Source organism: Halorientalis pallida (genome assembly GCF_004118325.1).
In the GTDB taxonomy this organism is placed as follows: Archaea; Halobacteriota; Halobacteria; order Halobacteriales; family Haloarculaceae; genus Halorientalis; species Halorientalis pallida.
In genome coordinates, this window is the sequence record NZ_RDFA01000001.1 from 618,350 (window position 1) to 644,900 (window position 26,551).

The window sequence follows — 26,551 nt, forward strand, 5'->3', positions numbered from 1 at the left end:
CGGTCTCGGTACCGCTATCGACGGAAGCGACGGTGTACGGCGCGATCTTCTCGGCCGACCGGGGAGCCGTCGACGAGTTGCTCCCCCGGGGCCTGGAACCGATCCGGGCCACGCCGCGACGGGCGGCGGTGACCTTCCTCGCCGTCGAGTACCACCGCATCGGCGACGACGCCATGCCGCCCTACGACGAGTTCAGCGTCATGTTTCCGGCCGTCGAGACCGGGGCGCGCTCCTGGCCGCTCGCGTCGCTTTTCACCCACGGCGCGTCGGGCTACGTCTGGTACCTGCCGGTCACGACCGAACCCGCGAAGGCGCTGGGCGTCGACATCTGGGGCTACCCGAAGGAAGTCGCGGAGATCGACCACGACGCCCACGTGGCCGGCCGGCGGACGACCGTCAGCGCGGAGGGCCGGGACGTGATCACGCTGGACGTGGAGCGAGCGCCGGCGATCGACCAGGTGCAGGAGGGGGCGTCTTACACCGTCGAGGACGGGACGCTCCTCCGGGAACCACTGACGCTCGACGGGAACCTCGGCGCGTGGCCGTTCTCGGCGCAGGCCGAGTGGACGCTCGGCGACCACCCGCGGGCCGACCGGCTCCGGGAGCTGGATCTGGGGTCACGGGCGCTGGCGCGGCTCTGGTTCGACGGCGAGTTCGTGATCGGGGCCGGCGAACCCGTCGGGACGGTCTGAGTGGGGTGCGCGACGTGCTCGTGGCCGTTTCGTCCGGTGGTACGGAGCCCCGAAACGGGCAGAAGGCACTTAGTAACTAACCACGTATCTTCACAATCCCGATTCCGATGGTCTCCGAGTACGACTTCTGGTTGCTCGATCTCGACGGCACGCTGGTCGACGTCCAACCCGACTACGTCAGCGGCGTGTTCGACGAGGTCGGGGACCGCCTCGGTCGCGGGTTCACCGACCGGGAGGCCGAGATCATCTGGCACGGCCTCGGCGGCTCGCGCAACGAGCAGTTGGCCGAGTGGGGCATCGACGTGGAGCGGTTCTGGGAAACGTTCCACGACGTGGAGGACGCACAGGCTCGCGCGGAACACACCTACCTCTACGACGACGCCGACTTCGTCGCGGACCTGGACGGCCCGGTCGGCCTCGTCACGCACTGCCAGCAGTATCTCACCGACCCCGTGCTGGATCGACTGGACATCCGAGACTGGTTCGACACGGTGGTCTGCTGTACCGAAGAGATCGGCTGGAAACCCGACCCCGAACCGGTCGAGATGGCGATGCGTGATCTCGGCGTGGGATACAACGGGCACCAGGGGGTACTCGCGGGCGACGGCCCGCACGACATCGGTGCAGCCTGGAACGCCGGCCTCGACGGCATCCACGTCGAGCGACACGGCCCCCACCGTCGGGGCCAGTGCGTGCTGGGCGACCACCGCATCGAGAGCTTCTCCGAACTCGGCTCTGACTGAACCACCTGCTCGTCACCAGTCGAACTGGGCCGCGACGACAGGCCGAAGCGCGATCACGGCGAGAACGACGGCTGCGACGCCCGCGACGGCAGCCGACCCGTAGGTGTACGGCGTCGGTTCGACCGCCCGGAACAGGACGACCGTCACGATGGCACAGCCGACGCCACAGAGGAACACCTCCAGAACCCCGAGTGCAGGCTCGTACTCGCGGGCCAGCGACGGCCACCCGAGGTTCGTCGCGAGTGTCAGACACGCAACCGACAGCATCGTGCCGTACCAGCCCGTCAGCAGCGGGAGTGACAGGGGCGTCTCGACGACCAGCGGGAGATGTGCGAGGACGGCGAAGACGACGAACTGCTGGATCCCGTAGCACCGATCCCAGTCCATCACCGCGGCGCTACGAAGTGCCGGTAGTTCACTTCGGCCACCTCACGCCGACCGGTAGCCCGGCAGATCGGCCAGCACTTCGTCGACGTTCTCGACCGCGGTCCGGAGTGCCTGGACACCTGCCTTCCCGGTTCGGTCGGGATTGGCCAGCACGCGCACGTCCTGCTCGCCGAGGGGAACGAACCCGAGGCCGAGTTTCTCAGCAGTGGCCCGCAGGCCCAGTCCAGCGTCCGCATCGCCGGCCAGTACTTTCCGGGCGGGACTCTCGTGGGCTTTCACCGTGAGTTCGTAGCCGTCGATGGCGTCGATCAGCTCGCGGCGGGCGGCGTCGCGGTCCTCGGCCAGCGCCGCGACGGCGTCGTCGAGTGCCGTCCGCAGCCCGGAGTTCGTCCCCCGATTGATCAGGCGCAGGTCCTCGTCCACGAGGTCCCCCACACCGCCCACGTCGTCGGGGTTGCCCTCGGGGACGAGCAGGCCCCGCTCGCGGGTCCAGCCGCCCAGGTCCTCGTGGTCGGCGGCGACTTCGGGGTCGCCGGCGGCGACGGCCGCGTCGGGGACGCCGTTGCGCAGGCGGCGCAGACCCTCGCGGGTCCCCAGCGAGAGATAGCGCGGTCGGTCGAGTCCGTCGAGCAGTCGGGAGAAGGCGGGGTCGTCCTCGCCGACGGCGTAGAGCGAGGGCGTGCGCACGTCCGGCGAGAACGACTGGACGGTGACGGCCTCGCCCGCCGCGAGGTACTCGGTCTCGGCGGGGACCTCGACGATCCCGTCGGCCTCGACGAGACTCGTCGTCGCGCCGCTGCCCTTGTCGACGGGGTAGACGAGGGTGTCGCCGTGCTCGTCTCCTCCGGCGGTTGCACCGCCTCCGCCTCGCTGTCCCTTCGGGCCAGCGCTAACGAGTCCGACGGGCATCAGCCGCCGCCGGCCCTCGGCGTAGCGCTCCTCGACGGCCATCGCGCCGTCGACGGTGGCCGTCCGCGGTTCGGGCAGGCCCGCGGCCTCGCGGATCGCGGGCGCGACGAACGTCCGGAAGATGGTGAGCGCGGAGACGGGGTAACCCGGGAGACCGACGTACGCCGACGGCGAGTCACCGCCGTCGAGCCGACCGATCAGCATGGGTTTGCCGGGTTTGACCGCGACGCCGTGCAGGAGGAGTTCGCCCCGTTCCTCGATCACCCGGTAGATCACGTCGACGGCGGAGGCGCTCGTCGACCCCGACGAGAGGACGAGATCGCACTCGCTCGCGGCCTCCGTGAGGATGTCCTCCATCTCCTCGTAGTCGTCGCCCGCGTGGGGGTACAGGACCGCCTCGCCGCCGGCCTCCTCGACGGCCGTGGCGGTCGTGTAGCTGTTCACGTCGTAGATCTGCCCGGCGTCGGAGTTCAGGTCCGCGCCAGGTCGGACGAGTTCGTCGCCCGTCGAGATGATCCCGACCCGCGGTTTCGCGCGGACGGGCACTTCGTCGACGCCCAGCGCCGACAGCAGGCCGATCTCGCGGGGCGTGAGTTCCGTGCCGGGGCCCAGCGTTCGCTCGCCGGCGGCCACGTCCGCGCCCGCGAGCATCACGCTGTCGCCCGGGGCCAGCGACGTGCGGACGAGGACGGTCTCACCGTCGTCCGCTCCGCTCACGGCTTCGCCGTTCGCGCGTTCCGTCGAGTTTCGCTCGACGCGGTCCGTTTTCTCCACCATCACCACCGAGTCCGCGCCGGGCGGCATCACTGCGCCCGTCGAGATCTCGGCGGCGGTGCCCTCTGTGACGGTCACGTCTGGTTCCGCGCCGGCGTGGACTTCGCCCACGAGTTCGAGACGGGCGGGGTCGGCTTCGTCCGCGCCGAACGTGTCGCGGGCACGGACCGCGTAGCCGTCCATCGACGCGCGGTCGAACCCGGGCACGTCGAGCGTAGCGTCGATCCGTTCGGCGAGGACGCGGCCCCGGGCCTCCCGGAGCGGGACGGTCTCGGTGCCGCCGCCCAGCTCCAGCGAGGCGATGGCGTCGTGGGCGTCCTCGGGCGGCGCGAGGTCGCGGAACTCCTTGCGGTCGCTCATACCCTGGCTCGGTCCGGACCGACAATGAAGGTAGTGCCCTGTCGGGACCGGCGCGCGAAGACGACGAGCAAGACCAGTGCGACGAGGGGCACGAGCGCAGCCGCCAGCGGCGGGAGTCCGGTTCCGACGAGGAAGGTCCCGAGGACGGCCGCCAGTGAGACGACGACGGGGATCGCCACGGGGAACGTGTCGAGGTGATCGAGTGCGGACGCGCTCACGCGTACCGCTCCCAGTCCTGCACCGCGACGCGTTCGCCCTCGGGGATCCCCTCGCGTTCCTCGGGGACGACGACCCAGCCGTCGGCCAGCGCGACCGAGGAGAGGACGCCCGCGCCGCTGGCTCTGGTCGGGACGGCCCGTGGAGGGTCGTCCGAGTCCGCGACTGCGAGGCCGTCCCGGTCGAGTTGCACGCGGGCGAACGTCCGGACGCCGGGTTCGCTTGCGATCTTCCGGTCGAGGACGGCCTCGGTCTCGGGGAGCCCCGAGACGGGCATGCGCCCGGCCCACTTCGTCGCGGGGCGCACGAACTGGAGGGCGTTGACGATGCAGGCGACGGGGTAGCCGGGGAGCATGATCACCGGCGTGTCCTCGACGACGCCGAAGCCGACGGGGTGGCCGGGTTTGACGGCGACGCCGTGGACCAGCACGTCGCCGAGGTCGTCGACGACGGAGGGGAGGAGATCGCGTTCGCCGACGGAGGAGCCGCCGGTGGTGACGATCACGTCCTTGGTGAGGTCCCGCTGGATGGCCGCCCGGAGCGCGTGTTCGTCGTCGGTGACGACGTTGCGATACTCGGGGACACCGCCCCAGCGCTCGACGTACTGTGCGACTGTCAGCCCGTTGGTCTCGATAATCTCGCCCGGGTCGGGGTCGGCCTGGACGAGTTCCTCTCCCGTGGGGACCACGCCCACCGTCGGCGGCTGGTAACACTCGACTTCGGTGACGCCGGTCGATTTGAGCAGACCGATGTCGGAGGGACGAAGCTGGTGACCCGGTTCGTAGAGGGATCTCCCGGCTTCCACGTCCTCGCCGGCCGGGGCGACGTTCTCCCCTTCGGCGACGGCGTCGAAGACCTCCACGTCCTCGGCGACGAGATCGGTTTGCTCGACCATCACGACTGCATCCGAACCGGGTGGGAGTTCACTGCCGGTGTGGACGCGGACGGCCTCGCCGGGGACCACTTCGTCGCCGTCCTCGGCGTGGCCGCCCAGTCGCAGGACCGCGGGTGATCGGTCGCCGGCACCGAAGGTGTCCTCGGCGCGGACGGCGAAGCCGTCCATGGCCGCACGTTCGTAGTGGGGGACGGCACGGCGGGCGGTGACGGATTCGGCGACGGTCCGGCCCGCCGCCGTCGACAGCGGGACGGCCTCGGTCCGGTCGTGGGGGACGACCGCCTCCCGGAGTCGCTCGCGGGCCGCGGACAACGGCGTCACGTCCTTGAATCCCGACTCGCGTGGGTCAGTCATACCGCTCCGTTGGGACGGGTCGGTCAAAAAGCGTCGGGCGAACGGGGGACATGGGCACGGGACGCGACCGCGGCCTTTTTCGCCCATCGGTCCATAGCGAATTCCATGTCAGCGCTGCGCGATGCGTTGCGGGACCTCCCCGAGACGGTGTTTGCAGACCTGCTGGAGAGCGACGACGCCTACCTCCTGGTGATCGACCTGCCGGGGGCGACGGCCGAGACGGTCGACGTGCGGGTGTCGGCCGGCCGGCTGGAGATCGAGGCGCGGCGCGAGAAGGACCTCCCGACGGAGTTCCGGTACGTCGAGGAGGAACGCGCGCTGTTTCTGGACGCCGAACTCCCCCTGCCGCCGGACGCGACGGGTGCCGACGCCGAGGGCACCGTCGACCGGGGCGTCCTCGAACTCCGCCTGCCGAAGGCGGGCGCCAAGCCGGACACGTCAATTCCCATCGCGGACGCGGACACCTGACGCCGAGGTGGCCGCTCGGTGAACCTCCGTGCGTACCGACGGTTCCTCACCGTCGCACGCCAGTTCCTGCCGCTACTGCTCGCCTACGCCCGCGACCGCAACCGGTTCTTGCTGTTCGGCAAGTCCCGGCAGGTCTCGGCCGAACAGCGCCGCAAGCGGGCCGCAACGCTACTCGACTCCCTGTTGACCCTCGGGCCGACCTTCATCAAACTCGGCCAGTTGCTCTCGACCCGACCGGACATCCTGCCCCCCGAGTACATCGACGAGTTCACCAAACTCCAGGACGAGGTGCCCCCCGCGCCGTGGGTCGAGGCCGAACAGGTCCTCGAAGCGGAGCTGGGGCCGGTCGAGGAGCACTTCGATAACTTCGATACCGACTCGATCAGCGGCGCGAGTCTCGGCCAGGTGTACTACGCCGAGACCGAGAACGGCCCCGTCGCGGTGAAGATCCGCCGGCCCGGCATCGAGGACCTCGTGGAGGCCGACCTCCGGGTGATCCGGTGGTCCTTGCCGCTGATCATGCGCTTCGTCGACGAGACGCGGTCGTTCTCGCTGGAGACCCTGGCCGACGAGTTCGCCAAGACGATCCGCCAGGAGATGGACTACGGTCGCGAGCGACAGATGCTCGAAGAGATCAGCGAGAACTTCGCCGAGGACCGGCGGGTCCGGATTCCCGACGTGGACGAGTCCCGCTCCACAGGACGGGTCCTCACCATGGAGTACGTCCCGGGGACGAAGATCTCGAACATCCGTGAACTCGACGACCTGGGCGTCGACCGGACCGAGATCGCCGAGACGCTCCAGCGGGTCTACCTCCAGATGATCGTCGAGGACGGCGTGTTCCACGCAGACCCTCACCCCGGAAATCTGGCCGTCCAGGAGGACGGGACCCTCGTGTTCTACGACTTCGGCATGTCGGGATACGTGGACGCGTTCATCCAAGAGAAGATCATCGACTTCTACATGGCCGTGGCCGAGCAGGACACCGACGCCATCCTCGACACGCTCATCGAGATGGGGACGCTGAGTCCGGAGGCCGACCGCGAGGTGATGGGTGAAGTGATGGAACTGGCCATCGCCGACGCTCGTGGCGAGGACATCGAGCAGTACCGCGTCCAGCAGATCGTCCAGCAGGTCGAGGACACCATCTACGAGTTCCCGCTGCGACTGCCCGCGAACCTCGCGCTGGTCCTGCGCGTGGCGACGGTCGTCGAAGGCGTCTGTGTCACGCTCGACCCCGACTTCGACTTCATCTCGGTCGCGACCGACTACCTGGGCGACCAGGGCTACGTCGAGGCTGGCGTTCGGCAATTCTTCGAGGACCGTGCCGACGAGGTCCAGCAGGCGGCTCAGTCTACACTGCGAACGCCGCCGAAACTGGAGCGGACGCTCGACCGTATCGAGCGCGACGACCTCCGGGTCAACGCCGACATCGAGGACTCCGATGGGTTGCTGGCGACGCTGGCGAAACGGCTGGTCTACGGCATGGCCCTCTCTGCAGGGATCGTCTCGACCGCGGTCCTGTACGCGTTCAGCACCGTCGAGGCCGCCGGCGTGGCCGGTGGCGGGACGGTGCTGGTGGCGGGCCTGCTGTACTGGTCGTTCCGGAGCAAGAGCGGCATCCGCGCCCAGCCCCAGTTCACCCGACAGAGCATGCGCGAACGCCAGGACGGCCCCGGCGAGGAAGGGTCGGCCGTCGGCGAGATCGATCTCGGTGCCGGGTTCGGGCCCGACGTGGACGAGGGAGACGGAGGCGGTGGCACCGGGGACGACGACGCCGACCGTTCGGGCGGAACCACCGTCGCGGTCGAGGACGGGGGCGACGAGGCCGAGACTGGGACCGACATCGACGTGACCACCCCTGACGACGAGGACGAGTCCTGATCGGCGACAGGGCGAGTCCACCCACCGGATGCCGGGGGAGAGGGCGCGTCTCGCGGATCAGGTTTGACTCTGGTAGAGGAGGACGACGATGGCGAGGCCGACGAAGAGGTCGGGGAGAAACACGAAGGCGCCGATGTTCGGGCGTGGGCGGAGGCCAAAGAGGAAGTGGACGACGGGGTTCGAGGTGAACGCGTAGAGGACGAGTGCGAGGCTGAGGACCAGTAGGCTCACCGTGTACTTGTTCGGCAGGTCCCGGTAGAGTTTCGTGTAGATGCCGGTGAGCGCGAGCAAGAGGAGCAGGTTCAGACTCGTAAAGAACACCTCCGACCGGATCAGAAGGATGATCTCGGCGGGCACCTCCCGACCCGGCGGCCCGTGGGCGGGGATCGGGATCAGCGCGGTGAACGACAGCGAGAGGACGACGCCGACGGCCGTGAGGAGCGCCGTCGCCGCTTTCGGGGACAGGTCACGAATCATCGGTATCGATATCGGCGCGTTCGGCCACCTCTTCGAGGATGTCGAGGTTGTTCAGCATGCGATCCGAGAGGAAGTACATCTGTCCGTAATCGTCGCCTTCGGTCGTCACGACGGCGTTCTCTTCGAGGACTTCGAGGTGGTGTTGCACTGTCTTGTAGTTCAGATCGAGGGCTTTCGACAGCTGGTTCGTGTTCATGGGCTGGTCCTCCAGGGTTCGGACGATCCGGAGGCGGTTTCGACCGCCACGGGAGCCGCCGATGAGCCACCAGAGCACCTGTCGCATCTATCCGGTGTTGTGGCCATTCGATCCATATACGTTCGGTTGTCGCGGTGCGCGCAGGGCTCGCCGTCGTCCTGGCTGTGCTGGTCCACCCGGCCGCGACCCGCCGTCGGGACAGTGGCGGTCACTGGGCAAGCCAGGACCTGACCCGGGCCGCAATAGCGCCATTGTTGTCGTCTTGCATCAGCAGGTGAGTGTTGCCCGTGAGACCCTCGGCCGGGAGGTCGAGCAGCGTCGACTTCGGCGCGGCCTCGCTCGCGAGGTCGGCGGTCGTCTGACTGGCCTCCTTCCGGCCGGTCTGTCCACGTTCCGCGACGTAATCGCCGTAGACGCCCAGAAACGGTGCGTCACCGCCCATCTCCGCGACCGTCCCGGCGTCGGTCGGCGCACCGACCGGTTCGACCGCGACGATCGCGTCGACGCGGTCCGGAACTGACTGGGCGACCGCGAACCCAGTTGCGCCACCCGCGGAGTGGACGAGCAGCGTCGCCGACTCGACCCGGTCGAGCAGGGCTTCGAGCGCGGCCGTCTCCCGAGCCGACGCGAACCGCCCGCCACCGCGCTGGCCGCCGCCAGCCTGTCTCCCGCCGCGTTGCTGTCCATCACCACCACTGCGCTGGCCGGTAGCCCTGTCGCCACCGCTACCGCCAGCTCCGCCACCGCTCACGTACGCCGGGAAGGAGGCGACGAGCTGGTCGATCTGTTCGATGGGGTAGCGGACGTTCGGGTAGGGCTCGCCGACTTCGGGGCCGAAACCCCAGGTGGGCCACGCGCGGTCGAGCGACCACCGGGACAGCGACGCCGGATCCTCGCCCCCGAACGCTGCGGTGTCGAGCCCGCCGGAGGTGACGTTCCGTGGCGGGTCGAACAGGTAGACCGGGTAGCCGGCATCGACGAACCGCGTCGCCCACCCCGGACGCCCGTCCGGCGTCGTGAGGTAGATGTACGGGGACAGTCCGAGCCCCGGAACCAGCACGATCGGCGACTTTTCGGTGTCGTCCGACGGCCGAAGTGCGGTCACTTTCGCCCGACCGTCGATGGGGGAATCGGTCGTCCCGTCGGTCGAGTCGGGCCCGGCGTAGAACACGCCGAGGTCGGCGTCGGTCGCCGGATCGCTCGCGCCCTCGTCGCCGGATGATTCATCGGGTGTCGAGGCGGGACGCTCGGTGGTCGACGGAGACGACTGCCCCTCGGAGGGACTGTTACAGCCGGCGACGGCCACGGCCAGCGCTGTTCCGCTCGCACGCAAGAACTGCTTTCGAGAGAGATCGAGCGGCATTCGATTCGGGCTTCCGATCGAGGCGGTTTAATCGCTTGCCGAGGTTAGCCACGAGTTAGGCACAATTTCGCCCCAACTGTCCGGTCGGCGAAAGGGCTACGGCCCCCGGACCAGTTTGCCGGGACATGTCAGCCATCGCCGAGGGCGAGGTCGTCACGTACGAGCGAACGTTCTCCGAGTCGGACGTACGCGCGTTCGCCGACCTCTCGAACGACCGGCAGGATCGGCACCTCGAACCCGACGCGGACGGTCGGCTGATGGTCCACGGCCTCCTGACCGCGACCCTGCCGACGAAGATCGGCGGCGACCACGAGGTGCTGGCCAGCCACATGGAGTTCGACTTTCGGCGGCCGGTCTACACGGGCCAGCAGGTCCGGTGTGAAGTGGTCTTCACCGACGTGACCGAGGGGACCGACCGCGACGAGGTGCGGGCCGACATCGAGTGTGCGGTCGACGGTGCCCCCGTGCTGTCCGGGTCCTTCGAGGGCGTCGTGTTGCGGTGAGATTCGGCGCGAGCGGTGGCGGCGCTTTTCCAAACCGTTTATACTCGTACACTGAATACCGCGGGACATGGCGAGACAGCAGACCGAGGTTCGCGAACTCGACGAAGGAAGTTACGTGATGATGGACGACACACCGTGCAAGATCGACTCCTACAGCACGGCCAAGCCGGGCAAACACGGCAGTGCGAAGGCCCGCGTCGAGGGCAAAGGCGTCTTCGACGGCAAGAAGCGCAACCTCTCCCAGCCCGTCGACGCGAAGATCTGGGTCCCGATCATCGAGCGCAAACAGGGCCAGGTCGTCAACGTCGAGAGCGCCGACGTGGCCCAGGTCATGGACCTGGACACCTACGACACGATCACGATGAAAGTGCCCGAGGACGTCGACCTGTCGCCCGACGACGACATCGAGTACCTCGAGTACGAGGAGCAGCGCAAGATCGTCCGCAGCTAATGTTTCCCGGCGCGCGGGCCCACCGGGACTCCACCGCCGGAACGCGTTCCGGCGAACCCCCGGTCGCCGACGCTCCCGGGGACACCACTGGAACGGATTCCAGCGAGCCCCCGGTCGCCGACGCTCCCGGGGATCCCGCATACGTCGTCGTCGGCGCACCGCTCGACGCCTCGACGACGTTCCAGCCCGGGACCCGGTTCGGCCCGCGCCGCGTTCGCCACTTCGCCGAATCTTTCGACGACTACGATCACCGCACGGACCAGCAGTTCACCGGCCTCGACGTGGCCGACCACGGCGACATCGGTCCGACCGACGACGTGAGCGAGTATCTGGACTTTCTCCGCGGCACGCTCGAAGACGTACGCGATGACGGCGCGGTCCCGGTCACTATCGGCGGCGAACACACCGTCACCGTCGCTGGCGTCCGCGCCGTCGACCCGGACGTGTGCGTCTGTCTCGACGCCCATCTCGACCTCCGGGAGTCCTACGCGAACAACCCGCTGAGTCACGCGACCGTCACCCACCACGCCCTGTCGGTGGCCGACGAGGCCATCGTGCTGGGCGCACGTACCGGCAGCGAGACCGAGTGGGACCGCGCCAGCGAAGACGACGTGACGGTCGTCCCGCCCGGCGAGGTTGCCGACTGGGACCCCCCGGACGTCGTTCGGGAGGGCCGGACCTACCTGAGCGTGGACATCGACGCGGCCGACCCCGGGTTCGCGCCCGGAACCGGCACGCTCGAACCGTTCGGCCTCGAACCCCGCGAGATGCACGAGGTGGTGCGGGCGGTCGCGCCCCACGCCGCCGGGTTCGACGTGGTGGAAGTCAACGACCGCGACGACGGGCAGGCGGCGACGCTGGCAGCCAAGTTGTTGCGCGCGTTCGTCTTCGCTCACGCCGCCGGCGAGTGACCGGCGGCGTCCCGGCACGTAGCTTTTAGACGGTGGCGCGAGTGGGTCCCGAGCATGTCCGAATTCGCGTCGTGTTACTTCTGCGGCACCGCGCTTGACGCACAGATCGAGGCGTACCCGGTCGTTCCCGAGAGCGCGGGCGGTGGCGACCAGCCGACGGTCGACCTCTGCCCGGTCTGTCGCCGGAAGCTCTCGAAAGTGCTGGACGTGGCCCTCTCGGCCGCCGAGGGTGCGGAGGCCGCCGCCACGCCGCTGGCCGCCGGCCCCGACCCGTCGCCACTGGAAGCAGACCACGAGGACCCGACGGCCGACCTGGAGAGCGAGGACGACGGGGACGAACCTGCCTACGCCGTCGAACCCAGCGGCGAGGCGACGGCGGTGGAAGGGAACGAGGGTGAACGGAGCGAGCCCTCCAGGGAACCGAGCGGTGAACGGAGTGAACCGCGAGACAGCGAGGCCGAGGCGGACGCGGACGGCATCGGCACCGCGAACGACGGAGCCGAGAAAGAGGCCGCGGCAGACACGGACGAACCCGTGGCGGCCGAACCCGAAACCGAGGACGGGTCGGCGGAGACGACGAGCGACGGCGAGTCCACGAGTGCCGAGACGGCCGAGGCGGACGACGCAGTCGCCAACGGCGAGGTCCCCGGAACGGCGGCCGACGACGGAGCCGGAGGAGCCGACGAGGACGGCACCACCGAGACCGGCAGCCCGGGGCCGGCCGAGAGCGGGTCCGACCAGCCGTCGATCCTCTCGACCCCCGCAGCGCAGAAGATCATCAAACTGCTGCAGAACCGCGAGTTCCCGATCGATCGGGAAGAGATCGAGGTTGTCGCCTCGAACGCGTACGAGATCCCCGCACAGGACTGTGACGACGTGATCGAGGCGCTGGTCAGCGAGGGCTACGTCGGCCAGCGCAAAGGGAAACTCGTTCGGCCCGAGGAGTGAGGCGGTCGGTGGGCGACCGGGTGCCCAACACTGTCGGATGATACGGCCCCAATTGTAACATATCCTTGATACGTGTGCGCTGCCGAATACGGAGAAGACACCGAGCACAGGCGAGTCCATCCACTCGAGACCGAAAGACAGAGATCACCCAGCGTACAGGACCGCGACAGTGTGCGCGTTGGCACACTGTGTCTGGTCTTCCTGGACTCGTTCGATTGCGGTTTTGTCGATGTCGTGCCTCTCACTCTGCGGCTGGGCGATGGTAGTAGGCATCCGCAACGAGTGAGCGGCGTCGGCGGTCACTCGCCGGCTGACTCCACGGTCGTGTCGGCGTTCGCCTCTAATGAGTTCACCATGTGCGTGGCGACCTCCTCCCAGGACTCCTGGCAGTCGTTCGTGTCGATGCCGTTGGCGAACGCCGTCGTGGCGCGCAGGTCGAACCGGTAGTACTGGGTCCCGCTGTCCGCCTCGTGGGGGAGGCCGAGAATATAGTAGGGTTCCCTGTTGTAGACACGGTTACGGGAGTCGCCAGTCGCCTCCGGTTCTGCTCTGATGACTGGCACCGATTCTCCGCCGAACTGGAGCGACCCGACCTGTTCGAGGCCACGACCCTCACCTCGCTGGACGGCCGTCGGGGCGTCGGTCCCGTTCGTGTACTGGACCGCGAATATGTAGAAGGAATCGGCGTCACCGAGTTGCTTCTGGAGGCTCACCGAGTACTCCTCGCCGGCGATCCCGGTCCCGCCCACCGCGCTGCCGTCCCCGTTTATCGGGTACTCGAAGGTGGCGACGAACGGGGAGCCGGACTCGTCGTACCGCTCGTACTCGGTGTCGGTCAGGTCTGCACACAGCTGTTGCGCGCCGTCACTGCCGCCACCGTCGTCGTCGGCCGCGGTCGCCGTCTCGGTCGGGTCGGCATCACCATCCACGCCGGCCCCAGCGGCGGTGCTCGTCTCACCGCCGCTGGTGCTGCCTCCAGATCCCTCCTCGGTCCCATCGCCGCCATCGCTGTCACCACTACTCGAACAGCCCGCGAGGGTGCCCACAGAGGCGAGACTGGCCGTCGTTGCGAGTACGCGTCGTCGTGAGTACCGCGGTCCCATGCGTAACCTTTCAAGAACTACATAATAAGCAATTCTCTCCAAGTCGCGGATTCGATAACGAGTCACGGCGACATCGACGGTCGCTCACATACCTGTCGTTACTGCCAGTGGGTACGGCTGCAGTGGGTCGTGAAGCGGTGGGACAGTACAGTCATCAGTTCCCTCGACAACTGGGATCAGATGTCGAAGTGTACAGGCCCCGTGGAATGGATCGGGCCGAGTCGGCCGCTTCGATAAGAGCGAGTGGCAGCGAGCCGTCCGTTCATTGGGCGTCGGTCGCGATGAACCCGGAGAAGCCGACCGGAAACAGTCAGAGAATACCGAGCACCGCGTTCGGAACGGCATCCTACTGGACAGGGCTGAACACGGACGGCACTGACCCGTCGCCTTCTCTAGAGGTGTCACAGGCGAGTCAGGTTCGGACGACGACGCGATCACGTTTTCTCGCCGGTGGCCGACTCGCGCACTGTATGCAGCACGCCTGCTGGGATCGCATCGGTGATCGAGCGTCGTCGGCTGCGTGAAATCACACGACCTCGGAACGAAGAGCGGTCAGCGCCGGCGGGAGAGAAGGAACGCCGTGAGCAGTAGCGCGAGCGTGGCGAAGTTAGCCGTGAAGCCCGGACCGCTGGCTCCCGTGGTGCCGACTGGCGTGTCGGTCGTAGCCGCAGTCGTCGAGTCGGGGGACGGGGTCGCGCGTTCGACCGTTGGCGGGTCCGAGAGATCGGCGGTACCCACCGCGAACACCGAGAGGCCCGGCGAGGCGACATCGTAGACGTACGCCGTCGAGGTCGCCTTGACGACCGTGGTCGGGAGCGGCGTCGGGACGCCATCGACGTACCGGTAGACGGTCACGTCCGTCGGCTGGACACCGGAGCTGGAGGAGTCCGCGCGGTCGACGCGGAACCTGAATGTCACGTTTTCGATCGCGGTGTCGGGGACGGAGTGATCGACGGTGAAGTAGCCGAAGGCGGTGCCCCCGGGCGCAAGCGGGAGCGGGTCCGTTCCGTCCGGCGGAGATCCGTTCCCGGCCACGTTCACGGTGTAGTTCGAGTCATCGGTCCGCAACAGCACGCTCTGCATCGTCGTCCCGTTCGTCGACGCGACGCCGTCGTCCCCACCGAGCAGGACCGGCTCACCCGACCCCGAATTCGAGATGCGGGCGCTGAACCCGTCGGGGGACCGGGCCTGCTGGGCGACGGAGCCACTGACCTCGATAGTGTAGGTCGCCGTCGAGTTGTGCACCACGCCGTTGCGGGTGTCGCTGGTCGAATTCGCCCGGTAGTCGTAGGTGCCGTCGACGATAGGTGCGGTCAGCGTCTCCGTCTTCGACCGGAGTTCGCCGGGCGCGATCTCGTGGCCCGCGCCGAACATCGTGGTGCGGGTCGCCGGGTCGTCGACGTCGTAGTCACGGTAGACCCGGTCGTCGCCGTTCCACAGTTCGTAGTGGACCGCAACGGTCTCGTCCGGGTCGACGGTGACCGTGTCCTCGCGGTCCGGGAACGTACAGCTGTCCGCGTCGGTCGGGTCCCGGCAGGTCGAGAGCGGCTGGACCCACACGTCGAGCAGCATCCCCGCCTCGCGGAGCGTCTGGAAGTTGTGCCGGTCGTGGCTTCCGACCGCGTTCCGCATCGCCGTCGCGTTCGCCCAGCGACGCCGGTCCAGATACCAAGCCTGGGCGTACTCGCCGGTCGGGTCGTCGAAGCGGAGGCGCGTCTCGACCGTCGACTCGCCCAGGGGTGCCGGCACGTCGAAGGTGTAGTAGCCGACGTCGTCCGTCGTAGTCGTCGCGAACTCGGTCGAGGGACCGGGGCCGTCCTTGCGGTAGAGCGTCACGTCGATGTCCTCGAGGCCGTCGTGGCTTTCGTTGAACACGACGCCGGAGACCCGTGCGGTCGGCGCGGGCTCGAGTCGGGTCCCGTAGAGCGGGACGAAGTCACCGAGAGCGACGGTCGTCACCTCGGCCGTACTCCGGGTCGACTCGTTGAACTCCCACTCTTCGAGGTACTGTCCGGTCTCGTCGCGGTACCGGATCTTCACCGAGACGGTCTGCTCGCCGTTCGGGGGACGGACGTGCGTCTCCCAGTAGCCGTTCGCGTCGGTTCTGCGGTTCGTCCACTCCCGGAAGGTTCCGGTGCCGTCGTCGCGGTAGACCGTGACCTGAATGCCTTCGAGCGCACTCGTCTCGTTGAGCACGGTGCCGCCGTACCCGGCAGCCACGGCGTCCCACTCGGGCATCGTGACCCGGACGTTCGGCAGGTCCCACCCGGCGAGCGCGTCGATCGATTCCGCATCGCGCAGCGTGCTCGCGTTCCGCCAGTAGACGGTCGCGTACTCGTCGTCCGGGTCGTCGAACCGCACCCTCAGGTCGACCGACGTCTCGCCGTCGGGGACCGCGACGGTGGTGTCGTAGCGACCGGACCCGTCGGTGTACGTCACCGACTGGCCGAGCGCCTTGTACCGTCCGTTGTCGAGCCGGCGGTAGACCCACACCCTGATATCCTCCAAGGCGTCGCCGTCGACGCTCCGGACCGTCCCTGCGACGGTGACCGTGTTCTCCGCCATCGTCGTGTCGAGGCCGATGCGGCTCCTGCCTTCCCGAACGGTGAGCGTCTCGGCTCTGTCTTCCGTCCGCGCGTCGTACCACCGCTGTGCGTACGTCCAGTTCCAGTCGGTGAACCGGAGGCGAGCGGTCACGCTGTCCTCGCCGTCCGGCGGTTCGACCGCGACCTCGTACCGGCCGTTCGCGTCGGTGTCGTCGCTCGCGACGCCGACGAAGGCCCCGTTGCCGCCGTCGCGGAAGCCACTTACTGTGATGCCCTCGATCGGGTCGCCGTTCTCGTCGGTCACCCGACCGGAGAACGTGACTGGGTCGGGTTCCGAGTCCGAACTGCTGCCGCCGCTCGGCCCACCACCGGACCCACCGGAGGACGCCTCGGTCAGCGCCGTCCCGAGGAGTGTCGTCCGGACGCCGCGGGTCAGCGTGACCGTCGTCGCCCCGTCGCGGTCGGCGTCGTCGTGCCACGCTGTCTCGTAGTCGCCGGACGGGTCGCCGAAGCGGACCTGTACCGCGACCGTGTCGTCGGCCGCGGCCGACGGTTCGACGGCCACGTCGAAGTCACCGCTCGAATCGGTCGTGGCGGTGCCGTACTGGGCAAACTGACCGTTGCCGTCGTCACGAAAGACGCTCACCTCGATCCCCGAGAGCGCGTTCCCGTCGGCGTCCCTGACCGTACCGCCGACGTAGCCGTAGCGCTGTTCGAGCACGCCGTCGGCCGTCTCCGTCCCCCCGCTGGCGACTGAGAGACGCGTCGCCGAACCTCGGGCCGTCGTGTTCTCGTACCACTCGGTCCGGTAGTCGCTGTTGGGGTCGCTGAACTGTATCTCGACCGTCGCCGACGACTCCCCGGCCGGTGGCAACACCTCGGCGCTGTAGTCGCCGATCGCGTCCGTCGTGACGGTATCGTACGCCGAGAACGTCCCGGCCCCGTCGTCGCGGTAGACGACCACCTCGACGCCCGAGAGCGCGTCGCCGGAAGCGTTCGTGACCGTGCCCCGGACGACGGCCGGCGGCGTCTCGGCGAGCTGTGCGTCGAGGGTACTCTCGATCGCGCCAGCGCTGACGGTCACGGTCTTCGCCGTCGCCTTCGAGCCGGCGTCGTCGTACCACTCGCTCTGGTAACTGGCCGACCCCGCCGCGAACTCGAGTTTCAGGTCCGCCGAACCGCCCGACGCGTCGAGACCGTCGACGCTGTAGGTACCGTCGGACTTGGTCGTCCCCGTCGCGGCCTGGACGAACGAGGAGCCGTCGTCCCGGTAGACGGTCACGTCGATCCCCGACAGCGGGTTCGCCGAGGTGTCCGTGAGCGTTCCCTGGACGCCTGCGGTCGTCGGCGCGCCGGGGTCGGACGTGAGCGGGGCCGTACAGTCGACGTTTCCGACACACTGCCCCGAGGCCGGGCCAGAGGATTGGCCCCACCAGTTCTCCGTGGCGTCGCCGGTAACGTCGGCGTTCGTCGCGTCGATACCAGCTTCGGTGTTCCCAGTGATCGCAGAGCCGTTGACGACCCACGCCCCCGTGGTATCCTGCGCGTAGATTCCCACCTGCGCGAGCGTCGTGGACGTGCCACCGTTATCTTCGATTGTCGAGTCCTCGATGCGCCAGTTACCGGCTGTGCCGGACGTCACGACACCGACCTTGCTGTTGTTCCGGGCGGTGAGGTTCCGGACGCGGAAGTCGTCGGGTGCGTTCGGGGCGTACAGCCCGTAATCGAAGTTCCGGCTCACCTCGCTGTCGCGGACGTTCCAGTTGCCCGCCATCCCGCCGCCGTTCCCGATACCGAAGTCGCTGTTGTCCGAGGCCGTCGTGTTGTGGATGGTCCAGTCGCCACCGTTGCCTCCCGCGACGTCGATTCCGTTGAAACTGTTCGCCGACGCGTTGTGGTGGCCGATGATCCACGCGCCGCTCGTTCCCGACGCATAGAGCCCGGTATTTCGGTTGTCGCTCGTGGTCGATTCCAGCAGTTCCCAACTACCGCTGGTCGAAGACACGCGGATGCCGTACCCGTCGTTCGCGGACGCGTTGCTTTCGAGGAGACGCCAGGCAACCGTCCCGCTGGCGAACCCCCCAATCTCGATACCATCGTCGCCGTTCGCGGTGGCCTCGACGTTTCGCAGCGTCCATCCAGTCCCCGTGGCCGCACCGATGTCGAGGCCGTCCTCGGCGTTGTCCGTGCTGACCAGATCCCGGATCGTCCAGCCGCCGGTGATGCCCGTCTCGCCGTCGTCGTCGTAGCTCTCGCCGGCCGAGGCCCCGACGGTGACGCCATCGGTATACCCCGTCAGTGTGAATCCATCGATGGTGAGCCCCGCCGTGAGACTCGGGTCGACGGTGAGACCGACCGCATCCCCAGTAATCTTGGTCCCATCCAGCGTCGCCCCGTTCGGCGCGACTAGCGTGATGTCCGTGTCGACGGTGACCTGTTCCGTGTAGGTCCCCGGCCGGACTTCGACGGTGTCGCCGGCGGTCGCCGCGTCGACGCCGGCCTGGATCGTCCGGTGATCCCCGGTCCCGTCGGCGGCGACTACGATGGTCGTGTTGCCCGCTGCGCTGGCGACCCCAGCCACCACAACGAACGGGGCGAACCCCGAGACGACCACCAGCACGACCGCGACGAGCGCGCCTACCTCACGCATCCAGTCGCTCCGAGGTTGGAGACGCTCGCCGAGACCGGCGTCCGTTCGACCGCACTGCTACCCCGCCTGCCCCACGGCGAAAGCAGGTCCACTGCCTACACCCTTGCCCGTGCATGTTGCTACTGACAAGCACAACCATATCAATATTTCTATCAAACATTGAGTGCCACTCTAGTGCTTACGAATGACTCTAAGGCATTTTCGCGCAAACGATACTCACTTTTCCTATACTATCGACTCGGCTCACTGGGTCTCCAATATCCCGATGCCTGGGAATGCTCACGCGTCAGAGCAGGGGGATGCCGACGCGTTTCTCTCAGCAGCGGGGGAAGACGCTCGCAGTGATAGCCGTGCCCTCGACGCCACTCCCGCCGGGCACCGCATCGAACAGACCGCAGTGGTCGTCGAATCGCACCGTGTGTGAACTCCGCGTCGTCTTACACGCCGGATCGATACAGACTCTACAGCTACCGCCGTGATTCCCCGTCAGACGACGGCTGGCGAGCGACCGATTCGCCCCCTGTGTTCGGCAGAATCCTCGACACCGATCACCGCTCGATCAGTTGCTCGGGGCCAACGTAACCACTACCACCCGGGGACGAGAAGGGGGGCCATGAACTGTTCCGAGTTCTGCGCGCGACTGGACGAGGAGTTGCGGACCGACGCGTACGCCGACCTCGACGCCAGCCCGAACGGGTTGCAGGTGGGGCCCGACGAGGGGGAGATCGACCACGTCGCCGTCGCCGTCGACGCCGCGGCGGCGACCGCCCAGGCGGCCGTCGAGGCGGGCGCTGACATCCTCGTGACCCACCACGGCTACGTCTTCGGAAGCGTCGAACGGGTGACGGGGCGACTCCACGACCGTCTCGAACCCCACTACGAACACGACCTGCCGCTGTACGTCTCCCACCTCCCGCTGGACGGCCACCAGGAACTGGGCAACGCCGCCGGCGTCGCGGATCTCCTCGACCTCGAGGACCGCGAACCGTTCGGTGAGATGGGGCCGGAGTACGTCGGGCAGCGCGGGACCGCGGCCGACCCGTTCACCACCGAGGAACTGCGCGACCTGCTCGCCGCCGAACTCGATCACGGCGGGCAGGGCGTCCAGGTGCTGGACTTCGGCCCCGACGAGATCGAGGACGTGGCCATCGTCACCGGCAGCGGCGTCGACTGGCTCGACGAGGCGGTCGAGGCAGGCGCGGACGCCCTCGTCACCGGCGAGGGCAAACAGCAGGTCTACCACGACGCCCGCGAGGCCGGAGTCACCGTCGTGCTGGGGGGCCACTACGGCACGGAGACCTTCGGCGTCCGAAATCTGTCGGATCTGTCCGAGTCGTGGGGGCTGGAGACGACGTTCGTCGACCACCCGACCGGGCTGTGAGCAGAGTTAGCGGGTGGGCGTGCCGGCGCTCTGAGTCCGGTGACGGGCGGAGATCGAATGCACCGCAGATCCGTCCACCGTTACATCGCGACCGAGTAGGAAGGTTGAGGGTGACGACAGGAGAGTAAACACCCGTGAGTCCTACCGTCCACGAGATTCGGAACGCGATTCGAGCGACGACGGGTCGCTTCGAACGCGAGGTCGATGCGTCGTTCACGAAGGAGGAACTGCAGGCGATCGGTGAGACGCTCGGGATCGATGTCGAGGAGACCGAGCGACCGTCGACGGCGCGGATGCGCCGACGAATCCGATCGGAGGTCGGGGTCGCAGAGTCGCCGGAGACCGCGGACGACACCACGTTTCTGAAGGCCGACCTGCAGGCGATTGCCGACGAGGTCGGGGCGTCGGTCGACTGCCAGTGATTCTCACGCACAACATATCACATTCAAAACCATTTAGCGGTCTTCCGCGATAGGGAGAGTAATGAGTTACCGGATCGGTCTCGTCGGCAAGCCCTCCGTGGGGAAGTCGACGTTCTTCAACGCGGCGACGATGAACGACGTGCCCGAGGGGGCCTACCCCTTCACGACCATCGACCCGAGCGTGGGCGAGGCCTACGTCCGGGTCGAGTGTGCGGCCCCGGAGTTCGGCCACGAGTGCACCCCCAACCACGGCTACTGTCGCGAGGGGACCCGCTACGTCCCGGTGAAGCTGGTCGACGTTGCGGGCCTCGTCCCGGGCGCCCACGAGGGACGCGGGCTGGGCAACCAGTTCCTGACGGACCTGAACGAGGCCGACGTGCTGGTCCACGTCGTCGACTTCTCCGGCGAGACCGACATCGAGGGCGAACCGACCGAGGACCACGACCCCCGGGAGGACATCGACTTCCTGGAGAACGAACTCGACATGTGGTATCTCGACGTGCTGGAGAAGGGCATCGAGCGCTACCGCTCGGGCTACCACGGCGAGGACGGCGACATCGAGGTCGAACTGGCCGAACAGATGAGCGCGTTCCGCACCAACGAGGACGAGATCAAACAGATCATCCTCGCGCTGGAGCTCGAACTCGACCCCGACGCGTGGGACGAGGGCGACAGGGAGGAACTGGCCCGGGAGATCCGCAAGCGGACCAAGCCGATGGTGATCGCGGCGAACAAGATGGACACGCCGGCCGCACAGGACAACTACGAGGCGATCACGAACGATCCCGACTACGACCACCTGACCGTGGTTCCGGTGTCTGCCCACGCCGAGAAGGCGCTGAAGACCGCCGACGAGGGCGGTGCCGTGGAGTACCGGCCGGGCGCGACGGACTTCGAGATCGTCGGCGACGTGAGCGACGAGCAGGCCGCCGGCCTCGAACAGATCCGGAGCTTCGTCGACGAGTTCGAGGGGGCCGGCGTCCAGACGGCGCTGGAGACGGCGCTGTTCGAGGAGTTCGGCGCGAAAGCCATCTTCCCCGGCAACGGCAGTCCCCGCGACAACGGGGAGTTCCTGCAGGACTGTTTCGTCCTCCCCGAAGACGCGACCGCCGAGGAGTTCGCGTACTTCCTGCACTCCGACATCGGCGAGGGGTTCCTCCACGGCGTCGACGCCCGCTCGGGGCGGCAGGTCGGGGCCGACACGGACCTGGATCACCGGGACGTGCTCGAAGTCGTCACGACGAACTGAGACGCCCTCAGAGCACGAGCCACGCCAGCAAGCCGACGATCAGCAGTTTCTTGAGGAGGATCACACCGACGATCAGCTGTCGGGTCGAGGCGGTCCGGGTCGCCCGAATCGCGCGTCGGGGAAGGTTCGGCGCACGGGCGAGTTCGCGGGCCAGGAGTTGCAGTTCGGTCCGGAACGTCTCGGCGGCCGACCCCTGGCCCTCGACTTGCGCGCGGTGAGCGCTGGGCACCCACTCGCCGCCGGTGTAGGTGAGTTCGACGGTCTCACCGTCGAGGAAGGCGACCTGCTCGAAGTCGAAGCCGGCGGTCTCGGTCAGCCGTTCGAGTTTCAGCACGTCCCGGTCGTCGTCGAGGTCGTAGGACAGTCGGACGGGGTCTGGGGACCACTCGAACGTGGCCGTCAGGACCACGCGCTCGCGGCCGACGGCCACGTCGGTCACCGTCGCCAGTTCCGCGTTCCCCCGACGTTCGCGCTTCTTCGCGGCGAGATGTTCGTACTCGGTGACGGTCTCGGCCATACACTCACTCGGGCGGGGCAGAATATAAGTTTACTTTTTGTCACTTGCTCTGATATAAAAGGCGACTCACCCGTTCCAGAGCGCCGGGGCGCGCTCGCGGCCGTGGGCCATGAGGCGGTCGATGAAGCCGGGGTCGCGGTCGAGTTTCGAGTGGCTGTCGAGGTCGTCGGCGAGGGCGGGTGCGATGTCGACCTCCCGGAGGGCGATCCGTTTGTAGCGGTCGTCGGTGATGACGCCGTCTTCGATCATGCGGTTGATGGACTCGATGGTGTGTTTCTCCTGGTCGAGCGAGAGGTTGCCCGCGAGTTCGTTGCGGCGATCGGTGATCTCGCTCGTGCTGGTCGGCACTTCCTCCCGAGTTCGGGGGTTGATGCGGACGATCCAGATCTCGTCGGGTTTCTCGTCGGCGGGCGCGTCGCTGACGAACTGACGGATGGGCGGGTTCTGCGAGAACAGGCCGTCCCAGTAGTACTCGCCGGCGATCTCGGCGGCCTCGAAGACGTTGGGGATCGCCCCCGAAGCGACCGCGGCCTCGACGCCGGCCTCGCCGTTCTCGAAGAGTTCGAAGGTGCCGTTGCGCACGTCGACGGCGCTGACGTACAGCGACGGTTCGCCACCGGCGGCCACGGCCGCGTCTAGATCGGTGTGTTCGGCGATGGCGTCGCGCAACACGTCCCGGCCGACCTCCGAGATCGGATTGAAGTACGGGCTGATCGAGAACTGGCCGAGTTCGTCGGTGAGTCGCGCACTCGTCAGCAGTCCGTCGTTGGCGGCCCGGCCCCACGGGGTACGGGCGGCGATGTCCGACCAGAACCCGTCGAGGTTCGCGACCGCACGGCCGGGGTCGTCCCGCCGGAGGCCGGCCCAGGCGATCGTCGCACACGCCGCGCCGCCGGAGGCACCGCTCAGCGCCGTGATCTCGTACTCGCCGGGAGCGTCCTCGATGACACGCTGGAGCACACCACCAGTGAACGCCGTGTGACTCCCGCCGCCCTGACACGCGATGGCCACCCGCGTCGTCCCACTCGATGACATGCCTCCCGATACACCTTCACTCTGGGTAGCTATTGGGACGTGAAAGGAATCCGGAGAGGACAGGAGCCCCGCAGACAATCGCGGAGTTGAAGCGCCTCCGGCGGTCACAGAGGGGCAATGAGCGACGACGGGACCGGAGACGACGAACCGGACCACGAACAGCCGCCACGCGAGGCCTTCGAACACGACCCGATCGGCCACGCCGAGGCGCGGGCGGGCATGACGGTGGGCGAACTCGCCGCCGAGTACGGCGAGGCGGGCGTCGGCGCGGCCGACATGCACGAGGCCGTCGACATCTACGCCGACATGCTCGACGACGACGTACTCGTCGTGATGGGGCTGGCTGGCGCGATGGTGCCAAGCGGGATGCGCCGGATCGTCTCGGACCTGATCCGGGACGGCCACGTCGACGCGCTGGTGACCACCGGTGCGAACCTGACCCACGACACCATCGAAGGGATCGGCGGCAAACACCACCACGGGCCGGTCCCCCACGAGGAGCGCGAGCGCGAACACGACGAGCAGTTGCGCGAGGAGGGCGTCGACCGCATCTACAACGTCTACCTCCCGCAGGAACACTTCGCGCTGTTCGAGTCACACCTCCGGGAGGAGGTGTTCCCGCCGCTGGCCGAGGAGGGGACCGTGAGCATCCAGCGCCTGACCGAGAAACTGGGCGAGGCCAACGCGGCAGTCAACGAGCGCGAGGGGGTCGACGAGGACCCCGGCATCGCCGCGGCCGCTTACGAGTCCGACGTGCCCATCTACTGCCCGGCGGTGCAGGACTCGGTGCTGGGCCTGCAGGCCTGGATGTACAACCAGACCTCCGACTTCTCGCTCGACGCGCTGGCGGACATGGACACGCTCACCGACCAGGCCTTCGACGCCGACCGGACCGGGGCCCTGGTCGTCGGCGGCGGCGTCCCGAAGAACTACGTCCTCCAGACGATGCTGGTCGCACCCGAAGCCTACGACCTGGCGGTCCAGCTGACGATGGACCCGCCCCAGACCGGCGGCCTCTCCGGCGCGACCCTCGAGGAGGCCCGGTCGTGGGGGAAACTCGAAACGGCCGCCCGCAACGTCTCCGTCTACGCCGACGCGACCATCACGCTCCCGCTGTTGGTGGCCGCGGCCCGCGAACGGATCGCCGACTGACCGGACACGGTCTGGTTGCCCCTTCCCACCGCTCGGATACCGGCTGTGGAACCTGTACATCTGAACGTATCCCCGCCGTTCAGTTTTGTTTTTGTATTGATCACGCGAAAAAATTAATGACTATGGTAGCATATGTAACGCGCATTGCCGTACAGCCGGCTACAGTGGCAGCATCGACGGACAGGTACCCGCGGTATCACCTTCACCATGGTCAACGTTCTGTACACCTTCGACCGGCAATTCATGTGGAAAACGTTCGCCGCCATCGATGCACACCTGACCGACGACTCCGCGGTGCTGTGGCTGGGTGCCGACGACCCGGGTGACGTGTTCGATGGCGGACGACCGGTAGCGGCCCCCACGTCCATCGACTCGGCGGCCGCTCTCGACGCCGTCGTCGACGATGTCGATCCCGACGTCGTCGTCAAGAACCACCGCTTCGAGTCGACCGTCCTCGACGACGACCCGACCTACCACGACCGCTACCCCGTCGTCCACGTCCGCCACGGCGCGTCGCTCGGACGCGGCGAGACCGCGAACACCACCCGCGACCTCGCAGACACCCTGGCCGTCGCGCTAGCCCCCGGGGACCGATGGGCCGAGCGCTACCGGGAGGCGTTCCCCGAGTCGGTCCGGGTCGCCACGGTCGGGATTCCGGAAGCGGACGCGCTCGTCGGCACCGATCCACCACGCGAACGACGCGTGCTGTACGCTCCGACCAACCACAATTACGGTGGCGGAAGTTACCTGGAGACCGCCGAGGACGTGGTTGAGACCTTCGCCGACACCGACTTGCAGTTGCGGTTTCGCCCCCACCCGATGGATCGGATCGAAGAGCCGGGCAGGTCGGTGACCGAACGCTGTCGCGGCCGGATCGCCGAGCTGGCGAACGTCACGTTCGACGACGCGAGTACACCCCGCGAGAGCCTGCTGTGGGCAGACCTCCTGCTCTCTGACTGTTCGGGTGCCATCACCGAGTGGCTCCACACGGGTCGGCCGCTCGTCCAGTTGACCGCCACGGCCGCCGACCACGAGCTGCCGGTCGTCGGCGTCCAGACCGACGACCTCTCGCTGTCGACGGTCGAGCGTGTGTACGAGGACGGGTATCCACCAGAGGTCGCGCGCGTGGTCGCGGAGACGGTCGCCGGCCTCGGGATTCCGATGGACGGCCGTGCCAGCGAGCGGGCCGCTCGGGAGGTGACCGCATGCACGCAGTGATCCTCGCGGCCGGCGAGGGGAGCCGGATGGGCGGTGCCACGGCGGACGTGCCCAAGGCGTTCATGGACCTCGCAGGGCGGACGCTGTACGAGCGCCAGCGGGCCGCCATCGACCCGCACACGCAGGCCGTCACGGTCGTGTTAGGCCACGCTTACGAGAACGTCCAGGACCAGGTCGGGGACGCACGCACGGTCGTCCTCGAAGACTGGGACGACTACGAGAACGCCGAATCCCTTCGGCGCGGCCTCCGGGGCGTCGACGACGACGTCCTCGTGGTCAACGGGGACGTCGTGGTCACCGAAGGCGTGGTCGCCCGACTGCGTGCGCGGCACGCCGCTTCCGACGGGTGTAACGTCGTCGCCTGCCTTCCCGGACGGCAGGCGGAAGCCACGGCGATCCGGTGTGACGACCGCGGCCGCGTCACCGACTACGGCCTCATCACCGGCCGCCGCCACGCGGGCGTGGGCGTCCTCGACCGATCGAGCCTCGACGCCGCCCGAAACTGGCTCGCGGCCCACCGCCGCGAGTGGTACCCCGGCCTCTACACCGCCATCGAAACCGAGGCCGTCGCCATCCCTGCCGCCCACCACATCGAGATCAACTACCCACGGGACCGGATCGCGGCGCGGGGCAAACTCCCCTTGAACCCCACCGACGAACTCGACGTTGGCACGTGACCGTAGCGACCGAGTACTCCCGTTCAGCGACCCTTATCGCGGCGTAGCGCTCCTGCGTGTCGGACTCTCA

The 26,551-nt window shown here is 68.0% G+C and carries 25 protein-coding genes; 14 read left to right on the top strand and 11 right to left on the bottom strand.

Annotated elements, in window-relative coordinates:
- The first annotated feature begins 32 nt into the window (after nt 1-32).
- Both EAF64_RS03365 and EAF64_RS03370 read left to right on the top strand, forming a co-directional pair.
- The gene (locus EAF64_RS03365; RefSeq protein WP_233742918.1) at nt 33-692 is read left to right on the top strand and encodes an acetoacetate decarboxylase family protein; all 660 of its coding nucleotides are present in this window, start codon (nt 33-35) and stop codon (nt 690-692) included.
- 107 nt (nt 693-799) lie between these two features.
- A complete protein-coding gene (locus EAF64_RS03370; RefSeq protein ID WP_129067546.1) occupies nt 800-1,435 on the top strand; it encodes an HAD family hydrolase in 636 nt (211 codons plus the stop codon).
- 12 nt (nt 1,436-1,447) lie between these two features.
- Here the strand turns inward: EAF64_RS03370 and EAF64_RS03375 are convergent, their stop codons facing one another.
- Genes EAF64_RS03375 through EAF64_RS03390 form a run of 4 tightly spaced genes read right to left on the bottom strand, consistent with a single transcriptional unit; the run spans nt 1,448 to nt 5,330 of the window.
- On the bottom strand, nt 1,448-1,822 hold the full coding sequence (locus tag EAF64_RS03375; RefSeq protein ID WP_129067547.1) for a hypothetical protein: 375 nt from the start codon (nt 1,820-1,822) through the stop codon (nt 1,448-1,450).
- 42 nt (nt 1,823-1,864) lie between these two features.
- Nucleotides 1,865-3,865, bottom strand: coding sequence for a molybdopterin biosynthesis protein (locus EAF64_RS03380; RefSeq protein ID WP_129067548.1), 2,001 nt, complete (start codon nt 3,863-3,865; stop codon nt 1,865-1,867).
- Nucleotides 3,862-4,083 (bottom strand): hypothetical protein, encoded by a 222-nt coding sequence (locus EAF64_RS03385; protein WP_129067549.1) that lies wholly within the window; start codon nt 4,081-4,083, stop codon nt 3,862-3,864. Before EAF64_RS03385 ends, EAF64_RS03380 begins: the two co-directional genes overlap by 4 nt.
- Nucleotides 4,080-5,330 carry a molybdopterin molybdotransferase MoeA gene (locus tag EAF64_RS03390; protein ID WP_129067550.1) on the bottom strand — a complete coding sequence of 417 codons (1,251 nt, stop codon included), beginning with the start codon at nt 5,328-5,330 and terminating at the stop codon, nt 4,080-4,082. Before EAF64_RS03390 ends, EAF64_RS03385 begins: the two co-directional genes overlap by 4 nt.
- 105 nt (nt 5,331-5,435) lie before the next feature.
- Between EAF64_RS03390 and EAF64_RS03395 the strand changes: the two genes are divergently transcribed.
- Nucleotides 5,436-5,798: an Hsp20/alpha crystallin family protein gene (locus tag EAF64_RS03395; RefSeq protein WP_129067551.1), complete on the top strand. Its 363-nt coding sequence runs from the start codon at nt 5,436-5,438 to the stop codon at nt 5,796-5,798.
- A gap of 18 nt (nt 5,799-5,816) precedes the next feature.
- Nucleotides 5,817-7,682, top strand: a complete 1,866-nt coding sequence (locus EAF64_RS03400) for an ABC1 kinase family protein (protein ID WP_129067552.1) — start codon at nt 5,817-5,819, stop codon at nt 7,680-7,682.
- Nucleotides 7,683-7,739: 57 nt separating this feature from the next.
- On the opposite strand, the gene EAF64_RS03405 is transcribed toward EAF64_RS03400, so the two are convergent.
- The 3 genes from EAF64_RS03405 to EAF64_RS20770 all read right to left on the bottom strand — a co-directional run bounded on the left by EAF64_RS03405 (nt 7,740) and on the right by EAF64_RS20770 (nt 9,718).
- Nucleotides 7,740-8,159 carry a hypothetical protein gene (locus tag EAF64_RS03405; protein WP_227738869.1) on the bottom strand — a complete coding sequence of 140 codons (420 nt, stop codon included), beginning with the start codon at nt 8,157-8,159 and terminating at the stop codon, nt 7,740-7,742.
- Nucleotides 8,149-8,442, bottom strand: coding sequence for a winged helix-turn-helix domain-containing protein (locus EAF64_RS03410; RefSeq protein WP_129067553.1), 294 nt, complete (start codon nt 8,440-8,442; stop codon nt 8,149-8,151). Before EAF64_RS03410 ends, EAF64_RS03405 begins: the two co-directional genes overlap by 11 nt.
- A gap of 121 nt (nt 8,443-8,563) precedes the next feature.
- Entirely contained in the window at nt 8,564-9,718 is a 1,155-nt protein-coding gene (locus EAF64_RS20770; protein WP_193767557.1) for a hypothetical protein, read from the bottom strand.
- A gap of 125 nt (nt 9,719-9,843) precedes the next feature.
- Between EAF64_RS20770 and EAF64_RS03420 the strand changes: the two genes are divergently transcribed.
- The 4 genes from EAF64_RS03420 (at nt 9,844) to EAF64_RS03435 (ending at nt 12,531) form a co-directional block, all read left to right on the top strand.
- Complete coding sequence (locus tag EAF64_RS03420; protein ID WP_129067554.1) at nt 9,844-10,221, top strand: MaoC/PaaZ C-terminal domain-containing protein; 378 nt, start codon at nt 9,844-9,846, stop codon at nt 10,219-10,221.
- 67 nt (nt 10,222-10,288) lie between these two features.
- Nucleotides 10,289-10,672, top strand: coding sequence for a translation initiation factor IF-5A (locus EAF64_RS03425; protein ID WP_129067555.1), 384 nt, complete (start codon nt 10,289-10,291; stop codon nt 10,670-10,672).
- Nucleotides 10,672-11,583 carry an arginase family protein gene (locus EAF64_RS03430; protein ID WP_129067556.1) on the top strand — a complete coding sequence of 304 codons (912 nt, stop codon included), beginning with the start codon at nt 10,672-10,674 and terminating at the stop codon, nt 11,581-11,583. Before EAF64_RS03425 ends, EAF64_RS03430 begins: the two co-directional genes overlap by 1 nt.
- 54 nt (nt 11,584-11,637) lie before the next feature.
- Nucleotides 11,638-12,531 (top strand): hypothetical protein, encoded by an 894-nt coding sequence (locus tag EAF64_RS03435; RefSeq protein ID WP_129067557.1) that lies wholly within the window; start codon nt 11,638-11,640, stop codon nt 12,529-12,531.
- Nucleotides 12,532-12,830: 299 nt separating this feature from the next.
- On the opposite strand, the gene EAF64_RS03440 is transcribed toward EAF64_RS03435, so the two are convergent.
- Both EAF64_RS03440 and EAF64_RS03445 read right to left on the bottom strand, forming a co-directional pair.
- Nucleotides 12,831-13,634 (bottom strand): hypothetical protein, encoded by an 804-nt coding sequence (locus EAF64_RS03440; protein WP_129067558.1) that lies wholly within the window; start codon nt 13,632-13,634, stop codon nt 12,831-12,833.
- A gap of 552 nt (nt 13,635-14,186) precedes the next feature.
- Entirely contained in the window at nt 14,187-18,830 is a 4,644-nt protein-coding gene (locus EAF64_RS03445; protein ID WP_129067559.1) for a right-handed parallel beta-helix repeat-containing protein, read from the bottom strand.
- A gap of 613 nt (nt 18,831-19,443) precedes the next feature.
- Here EAF64_RS03445 and EAF64_RS03450 point away from each other — a divergent pair.
- The 3 genes from EAF64_RS03450 to EAF64_RS03460 all read left to right on the top strand — a co-directional run bounded on the left by EAF64_RS03450 (nt 19,444) and on the right by EAF64_RS03460 (nt 21,882).
- Nucleotides 19,444-20,211, top strand: a complete 768-nt coding sequence (locus EAF64_RS03450; RefSeq protein ID WP_129067560.1) for a Nif3-like dinuclear metal center hexameric protein — start codon at nt 19,444-19,446, stop codon at nt 20,209-20,211.
- A gap of 134 nt (nt 20,212-20,345) precedes the next feature.
- Nucleotides 20,346-20,633: a hypothetical protein gene (locus EAF64_RS03455; RefSeq protein WP_129067561.1), complete on the top strand. Its 288-nt coding sequence runs from the start codon at nt 20,346-20,348 to the stop codon at nt 20,631-20,633.
- A 61-nt stretch (nt 20,634-20,694) separates the two neighbouring features.
- Nucleotides 20,695-21,882, top strand: coding sequence for a redox-regulated ATPase YchF (locus EAF64_RS03460; protein ID WP_129067562.1), 1,188 nt, complete (start codon nt 20,695-20,697; stop codon nt 21,880-21,882).
- A 7-nt stretch (nt 21,883-21,889) separates the two neighbouring features.
- On the opposite strand, the gene EAF64_RS03465 is transcribed toward EAF64_RS03460, so the two are convergent.
- Both EAF64_RS03465 and EAF64_RS03470 read right to left on the bottom strand, forming a co-directional pair.
- Nucleotides 21,890-22,399, bottom strand: coding sequence for a hypothetical protein (locus tag EAF64_RS03465; protein WP_129067563.1), 510 nt, complete (start codon nt 22,397-22,399; stop codon nt 21,890-21,892).
- A 66-nt stretch (nt 22,400-22,465) separates the two neighbouring features.
- Nucleotides 22,466-23,434 carry a patatin-like phospholipase family protein gene (locus EAF64_RS03470; RefSeq protein ID WP_129067564.1) on the bottom strand — a complete coding sequence of 323 codons (969 nt, stop codon included), beginning with the start codon at nt 23,432-23,434 and terminating at the stop codon, nt 22,466-22,468.
- A gap of 117 nt (nt 23,435-23,551) precedes the next feature.
- Here EAF64_RS03470 and EAF64_RS03475 point away from each other — a divergent pair, with 117 nt between their 5' ends.
- From EAF64_RS03475 to EAF64_RS03485, 3 genes are all read left to right on the top strand, one after another.
- The gene (locus EAF64_RS03475; protein ID WP_129067565.1) at nt 23,552-24,586 is read left to right on the top strand and encodes a deoxyhypusine synthase; all 1,035 of its coding nucleotides are present in this window, start codon (nt 23,552-23,554) and stop codon (nt 24,584-24,586) included.
- Between the two features lie 207 nt (nt 24,587-24,793).
- A complete protein-coding gene (locus EAF64_RS03480; protein WP_129067566.1) occupies nt 24,794-25,804 on the top strand; it encodes a hypothetical protein in 1,011 nt (336 codons plus the stop codon).
- On the top strand, nt 25,792-26,481 hold the full coding sequence (locus EAF64_RS03485; protein ID WP_129067567.1) for an NTP transferase domain-containing protein: 690 nt from the start codon (nt 25,792-25,794) through the stop codon (nt 26,479-26,481). The genes EAF64_RS03480 and EAF64_RS03485 overlap by 13 nt, the downstream gene beginning before the upstream one ends.
- The last annotated feature ends 70 nt before the right edge of the window (nt 26,482-26,551 follow it).

What these genes read in the sequence shown, in the direction of transcription:
- EAF64_RS03450 (WP_129067560.1), top strand. Translation starts at nt 19,444, where the DNA reads ATGAACTGTTCCGAGTTCTGCGCGCGACTGGACGAGGAGTTGCGGACC.
- EAF64_RS03425 (WP_129067555.1), top strand. Translation starts at nt 10,289, where the DNA reads ATGGCGAGACAGCAGACCGAGGTTCGCGAACTCGACGAAGGAAGTTAC.
- EAF64_RS03485 (WP_129067567.1), top strand. Translation starts at nt 25,792, where the DNA reads ATGCACGCAGTGATCCTCGCGGCCGGCGAGGGGAGCCGGATGGGCGGT.
- EAF64_RS03410 (WP_129067553.1), bottom strand. Translation starts at nt 8,442, where the DNA reads ATGCGACAGGTGCTCTGGTGGCTCATCGGCGGCTCCCGTGGCGGTCGA.
- EAF64_RS03465 (WP_129067563.1), bottom strand. Translation starts at nt 22,399, where the DNA reads ATGGCCGAGACCGTCACCGAGTACGAACATCTCGCCGCGAAGAAGCGC.
- EAF64_RS03370 (WP_129067546.1), top strand. Translation starts at nt 800, where the DNA reads ATGGTCTCCGAGTACGACTTCTGGTTGCTCGATCTCGACGGCACGCTG.
- EAF64_RS03420 (WP_129067554.1), top strand. Translation starts at nt 9,844, where the DNA reads ATGTCAGCCATCGCCGAGGGCGAGGTCGTCACGTACGAGCGAACGTTC.
- EAF64_RS03405 (WP_227738869.1), bottom strand. Translation starts at nt 8,159, where the DNA reads ATGATTCGTGACCTGTCCCCGAAAGCGGCGACGGCGCTCCTCACGGCC.
- EAF64_RS03480 (WP_129067566.1), top strand. Translation starts at nt 24,794, where the DNA reads ATGGTCAACGTTCTGTACACCTTCGACCGGCAATTCATGTGGAAAACG.
- EAF64_RS03430 (WP_129067556.1), top strand. Translation starts at nt 10,672, where the DNA reads ATGTTTCCCGGCGCGCGGGCCCACCGGGACTCCACCGCCGGAACGCGT.
- EAF64_RS03380 (WP_129067548.1), bottom strand. Translation starts at nt 3,865, where the DNA reads ATGAGCGACCGCAAGGAGTTCCGCGACCTCGCGCCGCCCGAGGACGCC.
- EAF64_RS03395 (WP_129067551.1), top strand. Translation starts at nt 5,436, where the DNA reads ATGTCAGCGCTGCGCGATGCGTTGCGGGACCTCCCCGAGACGGTGTTT.
- EAF64_RS20770 (WP_193767557.1), bottom strand. Translation starts at nt 9,718, where the DNA reads ATGCCGCTCGATCTCTCTCGAAAGCAGTTCTTGCGTGCGAGCGGAACA.
- EAF64_RS03445 (WP_129067559.1), bottom strand. Translation starts at nt 18,830, where the DNA reads ATGCGTGAGGTAGGCGCGCTCGTCGCGGTCGTGCTGGTGGTCGTCTCG.
- EAF64_RS03440 (WP_129067558.1), bottom strand. Translation starts at nt 13,634, where the DNA reads ATGGGACCGCGGTACTCACGACGACGCGTACTCGCAACGACGGCCAGT.
- EAF64_RS03460 (WP_129067562.1), top strand. Translation starts at nt 20,695, where the DNA reads ATGAGTTACCGGATCGGTCTCGTCGGCAAGCCCTCCGTGGGGAAGTCG.
- EAF64_RS03435 (WP_129067557.1), top strand. Translation starts at nt 11,638, where the DNA reads ATGTCCGAATTCGCGTCGTGTTACTTCTGCGGCACCGCGCTTGACGCA.
- EAF64_RS03375 (WP_129067547.1), bottom strand. Translation starts at nt 1,822, where the DNA reads ATGGACTGGGATCGGTGCTACGGGATCCAGCAGTTCGTCGTCTTCGCC.
- EAF64_RS03390 (WP_129067550.1), bottom strand. Translation starts at nt 5,330, where the DNA reads ATGACTGACCCACGCGAGTCGGGATTCAAGGACGTGACGCCGTTGTCC.
- EAF64_RS03470 (WP_129067564.1), bottom strand. Translation starts at nt 23,434, where the DNA reads ATGTCATCGAGTGGGACGACGCGGGTGGCCATCGCGTGTCAGGGCGGC.
- EAF64_RS03475 (WP_129067565.1), top strand. Translation starts at nt 23,552, where the DNA reads ATGAGCGACGACGGGACCGGAGACGACGAACCGGACCACGAACAGCCG.